The sequence below is a fragment of the Streptococcus cristatus genome, assembly GCF_003943465.1.
In the GTDB taxonomy this organism is placed as follows: Bacteria; Bacillota; Bacilli; order Lactobacillales; family Streptococcaceae; genus Streptococcus; species Streptococcus cristatus_C.
Genome location: NZ_RJPR01000001.1, coordinates 414,516 through 431,281 on the forward strand (window position 1 = coordinate 414,516; position 16,766 = coordinate 431,281).

General features: G+C 38.9%; 18 protein-coding genes and 3 tRNA genes. 10 read left to right on the forward strand and 11 right to left on the reverse strand.

What is annotated here, in order from left to right:
* The first annotated feature begins 87 nt into the window (after positions 1–87).
* Positions 88–1,113, forward strand: coding sequence for a tryptophan--tRNA ligase (gene trpS / locus D8793_RS02250; protein ID WP_062004568.1), 1,026 nt, complete (start codon positions 88–90; stop codon positions 1,111–1,113).
* A gap of 165 nt (positions 1,114–1,278) precedes the next feature.
* On the forward strand, positions 1,279–2,760 hold the full coding sequence (gene guaB / locus D8793_RS02255) for an IMP dehydrogenase (RefSeq protein ID WP_005591397.1): 1,482 nt from the start codon (positions 1,279–1,281) through the stop codon (positions 2,758–2,760).
* Between the two features lie 88 nt (positions 2,761–2,848).
* Here guaB and recF read toward each other — a convergent pair whose 3' ends face one another.
* Both recF and yaaA read right to left on the reverse strand, forming a co-directional pair.
* A complete protein-coding gene (gene recF, locus D8793_RS02260) occupies positions 2,849–3,961 on the reverse strand; it encodes a DNA replication/repair protein RecF (protein ID WP_125370721.1) in 1,113 nt (370 codons plus the stop codon).
* A 3-nt stretch (positions 3,962–3,964) separates the two neighbouring features.
* The gene (gene yaaA, locus D8793_RS02265) at positions 3,965–4,354 is read right to left on the reverse strand and encodes a S4 domain-containing protein YaaA (protein WP_061909924.1); all 390 of its coding nucleotides are present in this window, start codon (positions 4,352–4,354) and stop codon (positions 3,965–3,967) included.
* Positions 4,355–4,543: 189 nt separating this feature from the next.
* Between yaaA and yfmF the strand changes: the two genes are divergently transcribed.
* The 8 genes from yfmF (at position 4,544) to D8793_RS12080 (ending at position 11,796) form a co-directional block, all read left to right on the forward strand.
* Positions 4,544–5,791, forward strand: coding sequence for an EF-P 5-aminopentanol modification-associated protein YfmF (gene yfmF / locus D8793_RS02270; protein WP_312023592.1), 1,248 nt, complete (start codon positions 4,544–4,546; stop codon positions 5,789–5,791).
* Positions 5,791–7,086 carry an EF-P 5-aminopentanol modification-associated protein YfmH gene (gene yfmH / locus D8793_RS02275; protein WP_125370719.1) on the forward strand — a complete coding sequence of 432 codons (1,296 nt, stop codon included), beginning with the start codon at positions 5,791–5,793 and terminating at the stop codon, positions 7,084–7,086. Before yfmF ends, yfmH begins: the two co-directional genes overlap by 1 nt.
* 58 nt (positions 7,087–7,144) lie before the next feature.
* Entirely contained in the window at positions 7,145–7,960 is an 816-nt protein-coding gene (gene rodZ, locus D8793_RS02280) for a cytoskeleton protein RodZ (RefSeq protein WP_125370718.1), read from the forward strand.
* 10 nt (positions 7,961–7,970) lie between these two features.
* A complete protein-coding gene (gene pgsA, locus D8793_RS02285) occupies positions 7,971–8,510 on the forward strand; it encodes a CDP-diacylglycerol--glycerol-3-phosphate 3-phosphatidyltransferase (protein WP_125370924.1) in 540 nt (179 codons plus the stop codon).
* A 1-nt stretch (position 8,511) separates the two neighbouring features.
* Positions 8,512–9,339 (forward strand): energy-coupling factor ABC transporter ATP-binding protein, encoded by an 828-nt coding sequence (locus D8793_RS02290; protein WP_185761001.1) that lies wholly within the window; start codon positions 8,512–8,514, stop codon positions 9,337–9,339.
* The gene (locus D8793_RS02295) at positions 9,324–10,163 is read left to right on the forward strand and encodes an energy-coupling factor ABC transporter ATP-binding protein (protein ID WP_062122859.1); all 840 of its coding nucleotides are present in this window, start codon (positions 9,324–9,326) and stop codon (positions 10,161–10,163) included. Before D8793_RS02290 ends, D8793_RS02295 begins: the two co-directional genes overlap by 16 nt.
* Positions 10,156–10,950 (forward strand): energy-coupling factor transporter transmembrane component T family protein, encoded by a 795-nt coding sequence (locus D8793_RS02300; RefSeq protein ID WP_125370716.1) that lies wholly within the window; start codon positions 10,156–10,158, stop codon positions 10,948–10,950. The genes D8793_RS02295 and D8793_RS02300 overlap by 8 nt, the downstream gene beginning before the upstream one ends.
* Before the next feature lie 186 nt (positions 10,951–11,136).
* Entirely contained in the window at positions 11,137–11,796 is a 660-nt protein-coding gene (locus D8793_RS12080; RefSeq protein WP_125370715.1) for a LysM peptidoglycan-binding domain-containing protein, read from the forward strand.
* Between the two features lie 55 nt (positions 11,797–11,851).
* Here D8793_RS12080 and sdaAA read toward each other — a convergent pair whose 3' ends face one another.
* The 9 genes from sdaAA to rlmH all read right to left on the reverse strand — a co-directional run bounded on the left by sdaAA (position 11,852) and on the right by rlmH (position 16,736).
* Complete coding sequence (gene sdaAA / locus D8793_RS02310; protein ID WP_125370714.1) at positions 11,852–12,724, reverse strand: L-serine ammonia-lyase, iron-sulfur-dependent, subunit alpha; 873 nt, start codon at positions 12,722–12,724, stop codon at positions 11,852–11,854.
* An 8-nt stretch (positions 12,725–12,732) separates the two neighbouring features.
* Positions 12,733–13,404: an L-serine ammonia-lyase, iron-sulfur-dependent subunit beta gene (gene sdaAB / locus D8793_RS02315; protein ID WP_045499905.1), complete on the reverse strand. Its 672-nt coding sequence runs from the start codon at positions 13,402–13,404 to the stop codon at positions 12,733–12,735.
* Between the two features lie 132 nt (positions 13,405–13,536).
* Positions 13,537–13,610, reverse strand: a tRNA-Asn gene (locus D8793_RS02320).
* A gap of 5 nt (positions 13,611–13,615) precedes the next feature.
* A tRNA-Glu gene (locus D8793_RS02325) sits at positions 13,616–13,687 on the reverse strand.
* Between the two features lie 62 nt (positions 13,688–13,749).
* Positions 13,750–14,493, reverse strand: a complete 744-nt coding sequence (gene comE, locus D8793_RS02330) for a competence system response regulator transcription factor ComE (protein WP_045499902.1) — start codon at positions 14,491–14,493, stop codon at positions 13,750–13,752.
* On the reverse strand, positions 14,490–15,815 hold the full coding sequence (locus D8793_RS02335; RefSeq protein WP_045499899.1) for a sensor histidine kinase: 1,326 nt from the start codon (positions 15,813–15,815) through the stop codon (positions 14,490–14,492). Before D8793_RS02335 ends, comE begins: the two co-directional genes overlap by 4 nt.
* 22 nt (positions 15,816–15,837) lie before the next feature.
* Entirely contained in the window at positions 15,838–15,963 is a 126-nt protein-coding gene (locus tag D8793_RS02340; protein ID WP_045499896.1) for a ComC/BlpC family leader-containing pheromone/bacteriocin, read from the reverse strand.
* Positions 15,964–16,139: 176 nt separating this feature from the next.
* A tRNA-Arg gene (locus D8793_RS02345) sits at positions 16,140–16,213 on the reverse strand.
* Positions 16,214–16,256: 43 nt separating this feature from the next.
* Positions 16,257–16,736, reverse strand: a complete 480-nt coding sequence (rlmH, locus tag D8793_RS02350; protein ID WP_045499893.1) for a 23S rRNA (pseudouridine(1915)-N(3))-methyltransferase RlmH — start codon at positions 16,734–16,736, stop codon at positions 16,257–16,259.
* Between the last annotated feature and the right edge of the window lie 30 nt (positions 16,737–16,766).

Below are 16,766 nucleotides of genomic sequence, written 5' to 3' on the forward strand. Positions count from 1 at the left end.
CTATGATTCTTCTTTTTTTCTTCTAGATTCTTCCGAATTTTCTTTGAAAATGATATAATGAGAACAAGACTAATTGAGGAGCAAGCAATGACAAAACCCATTATTTTAACCGGAGACCGTCCGACTGGAAAATTACATATTGGTCATTATGTCGGAAGTCTACGTAACCGTGTTCTTTTACAAAATCAAGACAAGTATGAGATGTTTGTTTTTCTGGCGGATCAACAAGCTCTGACAGACCATGCAAAAGATCCACAAACAATTGTAGAATCCATTGGCAATGTAGCCTTAGACTATCTGGCAGCTGGACTGGATCCCAAAAAAGCAACTATTTTCATCCAGAGTCAAATTCCAGAGTTGGCAGAGCTGTCAATGTATTACATGAATTTGGTGTCTTTAGCTCGTTTAGAGCGTAATCCAACTGTTAAGACAGAAATTGCTCAGAAAGGATTTGGAGAAAGTATCCCAACTGGATTTTTGGTTTATCCTATCTCTCAAGCAGCTGACATTACAGCCTTTAAGGCCAATTATGTACCTGTCGGAAATGACCAAAAACCGATGATTGAGCAGACACGTGAAATTGTTCGTTCCTTCAATCATGCCTATGACTGTGAGGTTTTGGTGGAGCCAGAAGGCATCTATCCAGAAAATGAAGCGGCTGGGCGTTTACCAGGGCTTGATGGCAATGCTAAAATGTCAAAATCATTAAACAATGGGATTTATCTAGCGGATGACATGGATACACTCAAGAAAAAGGTCATGAGTATGTATACTGATCCCGACCACATCAAGGTTGAAGATCCAGGAAAAATCGAAGGTAATATGGTTTTCCATTATCTGGATGTTTTTGGTCGGCCAGAAGATGCTGCTGAAATTGCGGCTATGAAAGAACACTACCAACGCGGTGGTCTGGGTGATGTCAAAACTAAACGCTATCTCTTAGAGATTTTGGAGCGGGAATTAGGACCAATCAGAGAGCGTCGTCTCGAGTTTGCAAAAGACATGGGCCAAGTCTATGACATGCTGAAAGAAGGCAGTGAACGTGCTCGACAAGTTGCTGGACAAACCCTGTCAGAAGTCAAAAATGCAATGGGAATTAATTACTTTAAATAACGAACAATAATAGCAGATTACATCAAAAACCATCGTCTTTTACCTGAAAAAGAGATGGTTTTTAATTTTTGCATAATAATCATTGACAAATGCCTATAGAATGGTATGATATTAACAATAAAAAGACGAGCCCTGCTCAATATATAAGAAAAGAGGAAACTGTGGATGTCTAACTGGGACACTAAATTTTTGAAAAAAGGTTTTACCTTTGATGACGTATTGCTTATTCCAGCTGAAAGTCACGTGTTGCCAAATGATGCTGATTTAAGTACAAAACTTGCTGAGAATTTAAAATTAAATATCCCAATTATTACTGCGGCTATGGATACAGTTACCGAAAGTCAAATGGCGATCGCCATTGCCCGTGCCGGCGGTCTAGGTGTCATCCACAAAAATATGTCTATTGCACAGCAGGCTGATGAAGTTCGTAAGGTAAAACGTTCTGAAAATGGTGTCATTATCGATCCATTCTTCCTGACTCCTAATCATACGATTGCTGAAGCAGATGAATTGATGGGGCGCTACCGCATTAGTGGGGTTCCAGTGGTTGAAACGATGGAAAATCGTAAATTAGTCGGTATCTTGACTAACCGTGATTTACGCTTTATTTCAGATTATAATCAACCAATTTCCAACCACATGACCAGTGAAAATCTTGTTACAGCTCCAGTCGGAACTGATCTGGCAACTGCTGAAAGAATTCTGCAAGAACACCGGATTGAAAAACTACCTTTAGTAGATGAAAACGGTCGACTTTCTGGTCTTATCACCATTAAAGATATTGAAAAAGTGATTGAGTTCCCAAATGCGGCCAAAGATGAATTTGGTCGTCTGTTAGTTGCTGGTGCGGTAGGTGTCACTTCAGATACATTTGAACGTGCAGAGGCCCTCTTTGAAGCAGGAGCAGATGCCATTGTTATTGATACAGCCCATGGTCATTCAGCTGGCGTTTTGCGCAAGATTGCTGAGATTCGTGCTCATTTCCCTGATCGCACTTTGATTGCCGGAAATATTGCAACTGCTGAAGGTGCACGCGCCCTCTTTGATGCCGGTGTTGATGTAGTAAAAGTCGGAATTGGACCAGGATCTATCTGTACAACTCGTGTCATTGCTGGTGTTGGTGTCCCACAAGTCACAGCAATCTACGATGCAGCTGCAGTTGCGCGTGAATATGGAAAAACCATCATTGCTGATGGTGGAATTAAATATTCTGGAGATATTGTTAAGGCTTTGGCTGCAGGTGGAAATGCAGTCATGCTTGGTTCCATGTTTGCTGGAACAGACGAAGCGCCAGGTGAGACTGAAATTTTCCAAGGACGTAAATTTAAAACTTATCGTGGAATGGGCTCTATCGCAGCTATGAAGAAAGGTTCCAGCGATCGCTACTTCCAAGGTTCTGTTAATGAAGCTAATAAGCTAGTTCCAGAAGGAATCGAGGGTCGTGTAGCTTATAAAGGAGCGGCTGCAGATATCGTCTTCCAAATGTTGGGCGGTATCCGTTCTGGCATGGGATATGTCGGTGCAGCTAATCTGCAAGAACTTCATGAAAACGCTCAATTTATTGAGATGAGTGGTGCTGGTTTGAAAGAAAGTCACCCTCACGATGTACAAATCACAAATGAAGCTCCAAACTACTCTGTCCAATAGAATTATAAAGAAAAACAACCTTGTCAACTCCTTGACAAGGTTGTTTTTATAGTTTACAAAGTTGTAAACGGTATTTACAAATCATTGACTAATCTGTAAGGTTAACATTTTCTTCTTTCTTAATTACGCCCTGACTTATCTGAAAAATATTAATATCTTCTGGTAAATTGTGTAAGTGATCTAAGCTGGTTGTCGTGATGAAAGTCTGGATATTTTGAGAGATGGTTTCTAGCAATTTTAATTGACGCATATTGTCAAGTTCGCTCATTACATCGTCAAGCAATAATATAGGAGTATCTTTTGTAAGGCTTTCGATTAGTTTAATTTCAGCTAACTTGATAGATAGAACGACACTGCGGTGCTGGCCTTGGCTACCAAATCCAGCATCCATTTCATTGATGAAAAAGTTGATATCGTCTCGATGAGGTCCGACACCTGTATTCTTTTTGAAAAGGTCTCGTCTACGACTTTCTGATAAGGCTGCTCGAAAAGAAGCTTCCAAGTCTTCGAGATGTGAAAACGGAACAGAGGATAAATACTTGATTGTCAATTTCTCTTTTCCTTGAGAAATATCTCCATGACTTTCCTGAGCAAAACCTTCTAGCTTTTCAATAAAGTCTAAGCGATGTTGCATGACACGACAACCAAAATCAATCAATTGTTCATCTAAGACAGAGAGAAAGGTTTCATCTACCTTATCATTGGCCTTAAGATAGGCATTTCTTTGCTTGAGTACATGATTATAGTTAGACAAGTCAGAAAGATAGATGGGCTTGATTTGCCCAAGCTCAATATCAATAAATTTTCTGCGTAAAGCAGGGGCGCCTTTAATGAGCTGTAAATCTTCTGGAGCAAATAAGACAACGTTGACAACCCCTATATAATCTGATAGTTTCCCTTGTTTTAAATGATTTATTTTGGTGATTCTCCCCTTTGTTGTCAACTCGATGTCAAGTGGGATTTTACCCGTTGTTTTTTCAATGATTCCTGAAATTTGAAGATTTTTTTCTTGGAAATGAATCAAATCCTTATCGGTTCGGGTTCGGTGACTGCGAGTAAGGGCTAAAAAATAGATGGCTTCTAGAATATTGGTTTTCCCTTGTGCATTTTGTCCCAGAAAGATATTAAGGCCAGGATCAAAATCAACCTCTGCAGACTGGTAATTACGAAAATGTTTAATTTTCAGCGTTTTTAACCACATGGCTTAGGTTCCTGGAAAGCGAACAGGAGCTTTTTTATTTTTCTGCTCGAGCTTTCTTTTCTTTTGTTCTTTTTTTACTGGTTGAGATTTTTTTAAGTCCTTATTCATGGCTTTAACTAAGTCTGCCACTCTTTTTTTCTCTGCTTGCTCCTCTTGATGTTCAAGAATTTCCTCCTGACTTGGAGCAAGGAGGATGATCTCCAGTTCTTGGTCTGGGAGAGAGACGACATCTCCAATTCTAAGTTTTTTCCCTCGTCTATTTTCTAGTTCGCCGTTAAAAAAGACCTGATGATCTGCCAAAAAGGACTTGATTGCTCCGCCACTTTGAATAATACCGACTTCTTTTAAGAGAGCCTGTAGAGTAATAAATTCGTCAAATAATTTGTATTCCATATTTCACCTCAATCCTTGTCATTATATCATAATTTAAGCGGAAACTGTTCCGTGGTAGTCTCATTCAAGGACAAGTTTTACTAGAAAAATAGAAAACGCTTTAATCTCTAAAAATGCCGTTCCTTACAAAGCATTAAACGGCATTTCGTGTTATAATAGAAGTCTATATTATTCGGTATGAGGAGCGCAATGGAAATCATAAAAGGAGTACATCTTCACTTCATTCAGTCAGAAAAATTTAAAACCAATAAAATTAAAGTGCGATTTTCAGCTCCTATGTCTGAAAAAACAATAGCTGGGCGGGTTCTTACGGCCAGTATGCTGGAGACTTCAAATGCTCTTTATCCAACATCGCAAGCCTTTCGAGAAAAATTAGCGAATTTATACGGTGCTAATTACTCGACAAGCCTTTCACGACGGGGATTAGTGCATTATCTAGATATCAATCTTTCTTTCGTGCGGGATCAATTCTTGAGCCGAAAAAATATGTTGGCAGATGAAATACTAGATTTTTTGAAGGCTAGTCTCTTTTTTCCTCTGTCAAATGGACAGGCTTTTGATACCAAAACCTTTGAAATTGAAAAGAGAAATGTTTTAACAGACTTGGAAGCTGAAATTGAGAATCATTTCTACCATGCTCACAGAGAGTTAAATAATTTATTTTACGATTTACCAGAAATGCGGATTCCACGCGTGGCAACAATCGAGCTAGTAGAAAAAGAAACGGCTGAAACTAGTTTCGCTGCTTTTCAGCAAATGCTAAATCAGGATCAAATTGATTTTTTCTTCATCGGTGATTTCAATGAGATTGCTGTTCGTGAGAAAATCCAAGAATTCCAGTTTTCTGAGCGAGAACAGCCTTTACAGCTTAGCTACCAGCAAAACTATTCAAATATAACTAGAGAAAAGCTGGAGCAGCGAGATGTGCATCAGTCGATTGTTGAACTGGCCTACCATTTTTCTAGTCAATATGGGGATCGCAGCCATCTGCCCCTAATTGTTTTGAATGGCTTATTGGGAGGATTTGCTCATTCCAAACTCTTTGTCAATGTTCGGGAAAAAGAGAGCCTAGCCTACACTATTTCTAGTAGTTTTGATATTTTTTCTGGTTTGATGCGAATCTATGCTGGAATTGACCGAGCAAATCGGACAAAGACCATCGCTTTAATCAACCGCCAAATTCTAGATTTGAAGCGGGGACATTTCACAGATGAAGAACTTGAACAAACCAAGAATATGCTGAAAAATTCAATACTTCTGGCTCAGGATCGACAAAACACCTTGATTGAGCGTGCTTACATGTCCTCTGTTCTAGGGAAAAAATTTCTGTCACTAGAGGCTTGGCTGAAAGCATTAGAAAATGTCAGCAAGGCTGATCTTATAGAGGCAGTCCAGCAGTTGAAATTACAGGCGATTTACTTTATGGAAGGGAAATAATGCAGAATCCAGGTCTAGAAAAAATCAATTATATAGCCGTGGGAGAAAGCATCTATCGGGCGGTGCTAGCAAATGGATTGCAGGTTTACCTACTCCCTAAAAATGATTTTAATGAAACCTACGGCATCATCTCAACACATTTTGGCTCTGTTGATACTAAGGTTGTTTCACGTGAAACAAAGCAAGTTTTTCATTATCCAGCAGGGATTGCACATTTTTTGGAGCACAAACTATTCGAGCGTGAAAACGGTGAGGATTTGCTGCTGGAATTTACTAAATTTGGCGCAGAAAGTAATGCCTTTACAAGCTTTACACGGACTAGCTATCTGTTTTCTACGACAAACTGTGTAGCAGAAAATCTAAAGCTGTTGCAGGAACTCGTTTCCCAAGCTAATTTTTCAGAAGCATCTGTTCAGCGTGAGCAAGGAATTATCCAGCAAGAAATCGAAATGTACCAAGACGATCCAGATTATCGGCTCTTCTTTGGTGCTTTGAGTAATCTCTATCCTCAAACTCCACTAGCAGAAGATATCGCCGGAACGACAGAGTCAATCATGGATATTACTGTGGAAGATCTGACAGAGAACTTTGAGCTTTTCTACCGTCCGTCCAATATGACTTTATTTGTCATTGGTAATTTTGATTTAGAGGCCACTTTTGAAGACATCGTCAAAACACAAGAGACCTTATCTCCTAAATTATTAACTGAAACAATTGAAAAAGAGCCTCTCAGCTTACAGCCTGTGATTCCAACCGCTACTAGTCGGATGGAAGTTGCCAGTCCTAAGTTGGCAATCGGTATTCGTGGGAAAGATACGATACAGGATACGGAGCTTTATCGCTATAAAATTGCCCTGAAATTGCTTTTTGCCATGATGTTTGGTTGGACTTCCAAGCGTTTCCAGACCCTGTATGAAAACGGAAAAATTGACAATTCGCTCACTCTTGAAGTAGAAGTGGAAAAAGATTTCCACTTTGTCATCCTAACTATGGACACGCAGGAACCCGTAGGAATTTCTCATCAATTCCGCTCAGCCATTCGAAAGTTTGCTCAGGATCCAGATGTCACAGAAACACACCTAGATACGATTAAAAGTGAAATGTTTGGAGATTTGCTGCATGGTCTGAATTCTCTTGAATACATGGCAACCCAGTACGAACCGCATTTAACAGGGGAGAATCTTTTTGATTTACCTAAGATTTTACAGGATATCACTTTAAATGACGTCTTAAAAGTCGGACGTCGGTTTATCGACCAGTGTGATATGACAGATTTTACTATTTTCCCAAAATAGTTCCAAGTTTATTTCAAAATTTTGTTAGAATAATGTCTAAGAGAAAAGGACTATCCTTATGAGAAAAAAAACGATAGGAGAGGTACTCAGACTTGCTCGAGTAAACCAGAAACTTACTTTAGCAGATGTAGCCAAAAAAACAGATATAAAAACTGACTACCTAAAGGCTCTTGAAAACAATCAATACGAGAAATTTCCAAATGCCTTTTACGTCCGTAGCCTGCTGCGAAAATACGCTTGGGCTCTGGATTTAGACGAGCAGATTCTATTGGAGGCATACGACACAGATAATACTGTCGTTTATGACGAAATTGAATTAGCTGAAAACGAGGAATTTCGAAGTAGAAAATATAAAAATCGTTCTTTCTCGCTTCCGCTCTTTTATTTCCTAGTAGTTGCCCTGTCTATCATTATTTTTGTCACCTATTACGTTTGGCAATATGCCAATACAACTGCTCCGCAGTTTACCAGCTCCGATAGTTACAGCCTCGTCTCGAGCTCAAGTCTCGAAGATGGTTCAACTCCACCTGAGACCTCCACTACAGACTCTAGCTCAACAAAAGAAAAGCTGGAAGTCACTGGAGAAGGAAACTATTTGACTGCAAAGTATCGTGGCGAGTCGCAAACTACTCAGTTAACAATCTCAGCGAGCAACACCTCAAGCTGGATTAGTGTGACAAATACAGACTTGGCAGCTGGTACAACCCTTACTCCAACCCAATCAAGCCAAACAGTGACACTCTCTCCCAATACCACTTATACAATTACCTTAGGAGTTGTAAAAGGCGTCACTGTCACTGTCGGCAGTCAGAAAATAGACCTATCTACCTTGACCAGCGACAGTGCTATAATTACCCTTACAATTGAATCATAAAGGAAGAATGATGAAAAAAGAAAATATCCCTAACGCTTTAACCCTTGCCAGAATTGCCTTAATTCCAATCTTTATTTTGATTTTGACTTTTGGGCATTCGCCAGCCATGCATATCCTAGCTGGAATCATTTTCGCCCTTGCCAGTATCACAGACTACCTGGATGGCTATCTGGCTCGCAAGTGGCAGGTCGTGACCAATTTTGGAAAATTTGCCGATCCTATGGCCGATAAACTGCTGGTTATGTCCGCTTTTATCATGCTGATTGAAATGAAAATGGCTCCTGCTTGGGTAGTAGCTATCATCATTTGCCGAGAGCTGGCCGTAACTGGTCTGAGACTCCTCTTAGTAGAAACTGGCGGAACAGTTCTAGCGGCCGCTATGCCAGGCAAGATCAAGACTTTCACACAGATGTTTGCCATCCTCTTTCTTCTGCTCCATTGGACTTTAATCGGTCAGATTCTCCTTTACATAGCCCTGATTTTCACTATTTATTCTGGCTATGATTATTTCAAGGGCAGTGCCTATCTCTTTAAAGATACATTTAAATAATATGAAAAATATCATTGAAGTAAAAAATCTTAGTTATCGTTATGACCATAAGTCTGAAGATTATATTTTGAAAGATGTCTCGTTTCACGTGAAACAAGGAGAATGGATATCTATTGTCGGCCACAATGGCAGCGGAAAATCGACTACGGTTCGTTTGATTGACGGTCTTTTGGAGGCCGAGAGTGGCGATATTATCATTTCTGGGGATAAATTGACGGCTGATAATGTTTGGGAAAAACGTCGCCAAATCGGCATGGTCTTTCAGAACCCTGATAATCAGTTTGTTGGAGCAACTGTTGAGGATGACGTTGCATTTGGTCTGGAAAATCAAGGCATGGATTATCCGATGATGGTGAAACGCGTCCATGAAGCTCTGGAACTAGTCGGCATGCAGAATTTTAAAGAGAGAGAACCTGCTCGACTTTCTGGCGGACAGAAGCAAAGAGTCGCTATTGCTGGCGTAGTCGCGCTCCAGCCAGATATTATCATCTTGGATGAAGCAACCAGTATGTTAGACCCTGAAGGACGACTGGAATTGATTCGGACTGTCAAGGAAATTAAAGATAAGAATCATTTAACAGTTATCTCTATTACCCACGATTTGGACGAGATTTCGCTGAGTGACCGTGTCCTCGTTATGAAAAATGGTCGGGTTGAGTCAACTGCTACACCAAGAGAACTCTTTTCAAGACCTGATTTGGAAGACTTGGGCTTGGATCAACCCTTTGTCAACCAGGTCAAAGCTGCCATGATTCAAACTGGGCTAACTCTGCCAGAAACCTATTTAACCGAAAAAGAATTGCAGGAACAATTATGGGAATTACTCTAAATAAAGTCAGTTATACCTATCAGGCTGGAACTCCATTTGAGGGTCCAGCGCTTTTTGAAGTTGATTTGGAAATCAAAGATGGTAGCTATACGGCTTTGATTGGGCATACTGGTAGCGGAAAATCAACCATTTTACAGCTTTTGAATGGCTTGCTGACTCCTAGTGAGGGCAGCGTGCAAGTCAACAACGTTACCATTACTTCAAATTCCGTCAACAAGGACATTAAACAAGTTCGTAAACAGGTTGGTTTGGTGTTTCAGTTTGCTGAAAGTCAAGTTTTTGATGAGACTGTTTTGAAAGATGTGGCCTTTGGCCCACAAAATTTTGGTATCTCTAAGGAAGAAGCCGAGGCTTTAGCGCGTGAAAAATTAAGCCTTGTCGGCATTTCTGAAGAATTGTTTGGCCGCAGTCCTTTTGAACTTTCTGGCGGACAGATGAGAAGGGTCGCTATTGCTGGAATTCTAGCAATGGAGCCTGATATCTTGGTTTTAGATGAACCAACAGCTGGACTTGATCCAGCAGGACGCAAAGAATTGATGGAACTCTTTAAGAAACTGCATCAAGCTGGAATGACCATTGTTCTTGTAACCCATTTAATGGATGATGTAGCAAATTTTGCTGATACAGTCTATGTACTGGAGAAGGGCCGCGTCGTCAAAAGCGGTCAGCCTGCTCAGGTTTTTCAAGATGTCGATTTTATGGAAAAGATTCAGCTAGGGGTTCCTAAAATCACAAAATTTGCCCAAGAATTAGCTGAAAAAGGAATGAAATTTTCTCATTATCCAATTACGATTGAGGAATTTAAGGAGATGATACATGGATAAATTGATTTTAGGACGGTATATCCCAGGAAATTCAGTCATCCATCGATTGGATCCGCGCAGTAAATTGGTGGCCATGTTCTTCTTTATCTTATTAATTTTCTGGGCCAACAATCTCATCACTAATTTGCTGCTATTTGCTTTCGTTTTTACTCTGATTTTTCTCTCAAAAGTTCCTTTGACATTCTTTCTAAAAGGCATTCAATCAATGGTTTTCATTATTGCCTTTACCACCCTCTTCCAGCTCTTTCTGACGGGGGGAGACAAGGTACTTTTCCAGTTTGGTTTCATTAAAATTACGGAATTTGGTCTTTCTCAAGCGGGGATTATCTTTAGCCGTTTTGTTTTGATTATCTTCTTTTCAACCCTTCTGACTTTAACCACAACACCACTCAGCCTTTCAGATGCAGTAGAAGCTCTACTGAAACCACTCAAAGTCTTTAAAGTTCCTACGCATGAAATTGGTCTCATGCTGTCTATGAGCCTGCGTTTCGTACCAACTTTAATGGATGACACTACGAGAATTATGAATGCTCAGAGAGCTCGAGGAGTTGATTTTGGCGAAGGAACGATTGTTCAAAAGGTTAAATCAATCATTCCAATCTTAATTCCCTTATTTGCTTCTAGTTTCAAGCGGGCAGACGCCTTAGCTATCGCAATGGAAGCGCGTGGCTATAGTGGTGGTGAAGGAAGAAGCCGCTATCGAAAACTTTCTTGGAAAATGATTGATAACCTTGCTCTTCTCTCTATTTTCCTGATCGGTATCTTGCTCTTTATCTTTAAAAAATAAAGAATAGTATAAGTTTGATAGCAATATTTTTGTTAGAGATCTAATGAAATACACTAAAAATCCTTTTAAAATAATATTTTTATGTGTAAATCTCAATATTTTTGTAATATTCGTACTTAAAATGTAATCTTTTAGTAATATTTAATGTGTATGATAGTATTATAACTAAAGGAGAAAACTTTTAAAATGAGTATGAAAGTGAAAAAATTGACTCTAGCAGGAACGATTGCTACAGCAACACTATTTGCATCAACTATTGTTGCTAGTGCTGAATCTTATACAGTAAAAGCTGGAGATACCCTATCAGAAATCGCTGAAAGTAAAAAAACAACTGTTGAACGTTTGGTAGAATTAAACAAAATTTCAAATCCAGATTTTATCATGACTGGACAAGTTTTGGAATTAGGTGATTTGAAAGATATTGCAAAACAAACAACATCAGCACCTGCTGTTTCACCAGCGACACCAGCAGTCCCAGCTCCAGTAACTCCAGCTGCCCCAGTAGCTACGGAAACTCCAGTAACGACAGAAACTCCTGCAGTTACTGCAACTTCAGACTACTCTGCCTATTCATCAGACGTCGTACTCGCAAATGGTAATACTCCAGGTGCTGTAGGTTCTTACGCAGCTGCTCGTATGGCTGAAATGACAGGAGTGTCTGCATCTACATGGGAAAATATTATTGCTCGCGAATCTAACGGACAAGTCGATGCTTACAACCCATCAGGAGCAAGTGGTCTTTTCCAAACAATGCCAGGTTGGGGATCTACTGCAACTGTTGAAGATCAAATTCAAGCAGCTTACCGTGCTTACAGTGCACAAGGACTATCTGCTTGGGCTTACTAAAATAATAAAAAATGACTAGAATATCTAGTCATTTTTTCTTGCTCAAAGATACTATTTATTCTCCAAAAATTTCTTTTGAAAGTCTGTGGCCTGTAGGTGTTGTAGCTAGACCGCCTTCAGCTGTTTCTCTGAAAGCAGTAGGCAGACTTGACCCAACTTGATACATGGCATCAATGACTTCGTCAACAGGGATTTTAGACTCGATTCCTGAAAGAGCCATATCCGCTGCGATGAAAGCATAGCTGGCTCCCATAGCATTTCTTTTGACACAAGGCACTTCTACTAGACCAGCTACTGGGTCACAAATCAAGCCCAGCATATTTTTGATGACAAAACAGATAGCTTGACTCGCCTGAAAAGCAGAGCCACCAGCAGCCAAAACCAGGGCAGCTGCGCTCATAGCAGAAGCGGAGCCCACCTCAGCTTGACAGCCACCTTCTGCACCGGAAATAGAAGCGTTATTGGCAATAACCAAGCCAAAAGCACCAGCAGCCAGCAAAAAGTCTAATTGCTGTTCCTCTGTCAAATCTAGTTTTTCAATCGCTGATGTAAGTACGGCTGGTAAGCAACCAGCGCTACCGGCTGTTGGTGTAGCACAAACCAAGCCCATTTTAGCGTTGTGTTCATTGACAGCAATGGCATTTTTTGCAGCAGTCAACACAGTATAATCTGACAAGGCCTTCCCCGACTGGATATAGTGGTGCAATTTGGCTGCGTCTCCACCGGTCAATCCGCTGCGAGACTTGCTCTCGTCAAGCCCAAGAAGGACTGAGGCTTTCATCACCTCAAGATTTCGACTCATCAGACGTAAAACTTCGTCTCTTTCCCGACCCGTCAATTCATATTCGGTCGCAATCATTAATTCAGCAACATTGCCATTAAAATCTAAATCAGCCTGCTCAACCAATTCTTTTATTGAATAAAACATCTCTTCTCCTATTTAAAGAAATTGACATTATGGAGATGGGGGATTTTCCGAATCTCTTCAATAGCCTCTTCGCAACTACGACTATCTACCTCAATGATCATAATCGCTTTCTCACCCGCTTTTTCTCTAGTCACTGTCATTTGAGCAATATTGATATTGTAGCGGGACAGAGCCTCCGTTACATGGGCAATCATACCTGGAACATCTTGGTGGACGATGATAATGGTTGGCGTATTCATGCTGAGTGAGACTGAGAAACCATTTAACTCGGTCACCTGAATATTTCCACCGCCAATAGATACACCCGTTACACTGATGCTTTTATGAGCGTTTTTAACCGTGATTTTTGTCGTATTTGGATGGGGAGCATTGCTATCTTTCTGGATAGTCCAGACAATCTTGATACCGCGTTTATGGGCAATTTCAAGGCTGTTAGGAATTTCAGGATCATCCGTATCCATTCCTAAAATGCCTGCTACCAGAGCCAAATCTGTTCCATGCCCACGATAAGTCTTTGCAAAGGAATTAAAAAGCTGGAATTCAACCTCAGTTGGTGTATCATCAAAAATAGAGGATACGATCTTACCGATACGCACAGCTCCTGCAGTATGACTGCTGGAAGGGCCAATCATGACAGGACCGATAATGTCAAAAACAGATTGAAATTTTAATGATTTCATAAGAAACCTCTTGAACATATTTTCTAAAATTATTATATCAAACTTATCAAATTTCTGCCTGATATCATACAAAAAAAGAGGACAATTGTCCTCTTTTCATTATTGTTAATTCGCATACCTGAAACTCTTTTACTCCGCCAGTAGGACTCGAACCTACGACATCATGATTAACAGTCATGCGCTACTACCAACTGAGCTATGGCGGATAGTATAGTCCGTACGGGATTCGAACCCGTGTTACCGCCGTGAAAAGGCGGTGTCTTAACCCCTTGACCAACGGACCATCTATGTTCTTTTCAGAACATATTCTATTATATCAGGTTTTGAATCTTTGTCAACAGTTTTTTATTTATTTTTTAAAATTTCTTTTAAATGTTTTGTTCTTAGCCTAGAAACAGGGCAACGACGGCCTTCATAAAATATAATTTCCTTTGTTTTCTTATCATAATCGCAGATATTATCGATATTGACTAAGAAAGATTTATGGGAAGCAAAAAAACGTTGGGTTTTCTCATCCTGCTCTTGAACACTGGCAATTGTTCCATAAAATTCCTTTATAAAGTTTTTTCCGACCATCCGTAACTTATGGGAGGAGCTTGAGGTTTCGATATACAAAATATCATTAAATGGCACGCGCACATCATTGCCTCGATAGCTGTATTCAAAGTAATCAACCATATTGGTGTTTGTAATTAAGGTGTTTTTCGTATAAATGATACAATCTTTGATACGTTTTTTAAACGAATCATCGTTAATATCCTTATCAATAAAATCAAGAGCAGATACTTTATATTTAAAGGTCATGGTCGCAAACTCTGATTTTGAAGTTACAAAGACAATAATAGCATATGGATTATGATGACGAATAAAACGAGCGACCTCCAGTCCTTTGGTCTCTTCCCCTTTAATATCTATATCCAGAAAATAAATCTGATTGACATCTTCATTTTCGACGTAGTCCTTAAATTCCTGAATTTTTCCTGTGATTTTTACCTGGATATCGAGACCCATTTCTTCAGCAATCTCTGCTAAAGTTTTTTCCATGCGGACTTGGTGGGCTAAAGTATCTTCTAATGCTAAGATTCTCATAAACTATTCCTTCTTTTAATTGTTAATACTTGGGTGAAATCATACTTACTTATTTCTGTATCTAGCATGATATATTCATAATTCTCTAAAATTTCTTTCAGATTATTTAAACCTAGGCCTCTTCGATAACCTTTCGTTGAGAACTCTGGTTCATAAATTTCTTCTAAATCTAATTTTCTTTGCTTGCGGGAATTTTTTACAACAAAAATAATCTCCGTATCGAGTTGAACTAAAGTCACATGAATCATTTTTTCATAGCTTTCGATTGCGCCTTCAACAGCATTGTTTAGCAATATACTAGCCATTCTTACCACATCTAATAGCTTAATCGGTAATTTCTCAACAGGATCTTTGACTTCGAATGTCAAATCAATCTGGTGCTCACGCGCTTTGAATAAAGTCTCCGTCATAACGCTTCGGAGAGCTGAGTCACCAACATTGTTCAAATCAAAATAAGTGTATTTATCCGAGCGTAATTTTAAATTTGCATCAACTAAAACTTCTTGATATATTTTTTCAATTTCCTTGATATCTTGAGTATTGATGGCCGTCTGAAAGCTGGTCAGCATGCCAGCATAATCATGACGGAAACCACGAATTTCATTATAGAGAGAGACAATTTCATCTGTATACTGCTGCAGCTGCAACTGTTCCAATTCTCTTTGTCGAATCTCCTCTTCTTTTTCATACTTTTCCCGAATTGCCTTCAAATAGAAAAGAGTCGTCATAAAGATCAAGAAACAAATAGTCGCTAGCATACTGCTAAAACTATTAAAATGATCGTCTTCACTTAACCAATGCGAAACATTCAATATGAGAATCGTTAGAAAATAATAAATATTAGTCTTTTGAACTGTCTTTTTAAAGGAAGAGTCTTTAAAATCTCTCAGTTGAAATTCAAAATAATCAATGGATTTTAGCATAAACAAAACAGAGATACTATTTATCGTGATATAAAAGATAGCCCAATTACTTTTTACAAATTGATCCCCTGTAATAGATGAAATAATAACTGAAAAAAAGGTAGACGAAGCCTGAGTTGCTAAATAAAGGAAAAAAGATAAAAATAAAGAAAGATAATTAGGCAACTTTTCTTTCTTATAAAAATAAGCATAAAAAAGGAAAGGTTGCACCATTAAGATGATGTAATAGAGTAATAAATTAATCAGAGATGCTAAAGGAGCAATAATAACTGTAAAAATACAAAGACAAATAAAGTAAAATCTAGATTTTACTTTACTCTCTACTTTTTTATATATTTTTACAATTGCAAAAATTTCTATTAATTCACATATAAACCATAAAATGAAGTTTAATATCATTTTTATCTCCTAATTACTTCCTTTACTTAAAAATAATTCGAGGAAGGCCTATCTTTCTAAAATCTCCTCCAAGAACTTCTTTAAGTTCTTTTTCATTCAAGGCTGGGAATTGAGCGATTGTTTTAAAGTTTTTCTGAGTATTTTTCATAATAGATTCTCCTAAATATTTTTTCGTAAGTGTTACCTTACAAGATCTATTATAAATAAAATTTCAAATAATCTGTCATCTTTCCCTGAAATGTCATTTTTTATTCCTGAAATGTCGTTTTCTCAAAAATATAATAAAAAAACACGAAAGTTTTCGTGTCTGAGTAATGTATATTATGATCCCAGCAGGATTCGAACCTGCGACCGTTCGCTTAGAAGGCGAATGCTCTATCCAGCTGAGCTATGAGACCGATACCTTTTCATTCTATCAGAAAAATCTAGTATCGTCAAGATTTACTTATGGTAGGGACTTCCCTGTTGAATCATGAAAGCACGGTAAATCTGCTCTACCAAAACAAGGCGCATCAGTTGATGGGGCAGGGTCAATTTTCCAAAACTCATCAGTAGATTAGCTCTTTTTTTGACAGCAGGAGACAGCCCCAAGCTGCCACCAATTACAAAAGTAATATCAGAAAAGCCACGGACTGTGATGTCGTTCAAGATCGAACTAAACTCTTCTGAAGGAAATTGTTTTCCTTCAATAGCTAGAGCAACCACGAATTCTCGTTCAGAGATTTTTGCTAAGATCCGATTTCCCTCTTTTTCAAGGATTTGCTGATTTTCTACCTCACTGGCCTTATCTGGTGTTTTTTCGTCTGCTAATTCCACAATTTCTAACTTAGAAAATCGACTCAGACGTTTAGCATATTCAGCAATTCCATCCTTGAGATACTTTTCTTTTAATTTTCCAACGGTTACAAGCTTTATTTTCATATTTCCATTCTATCATATCCACATGGATTT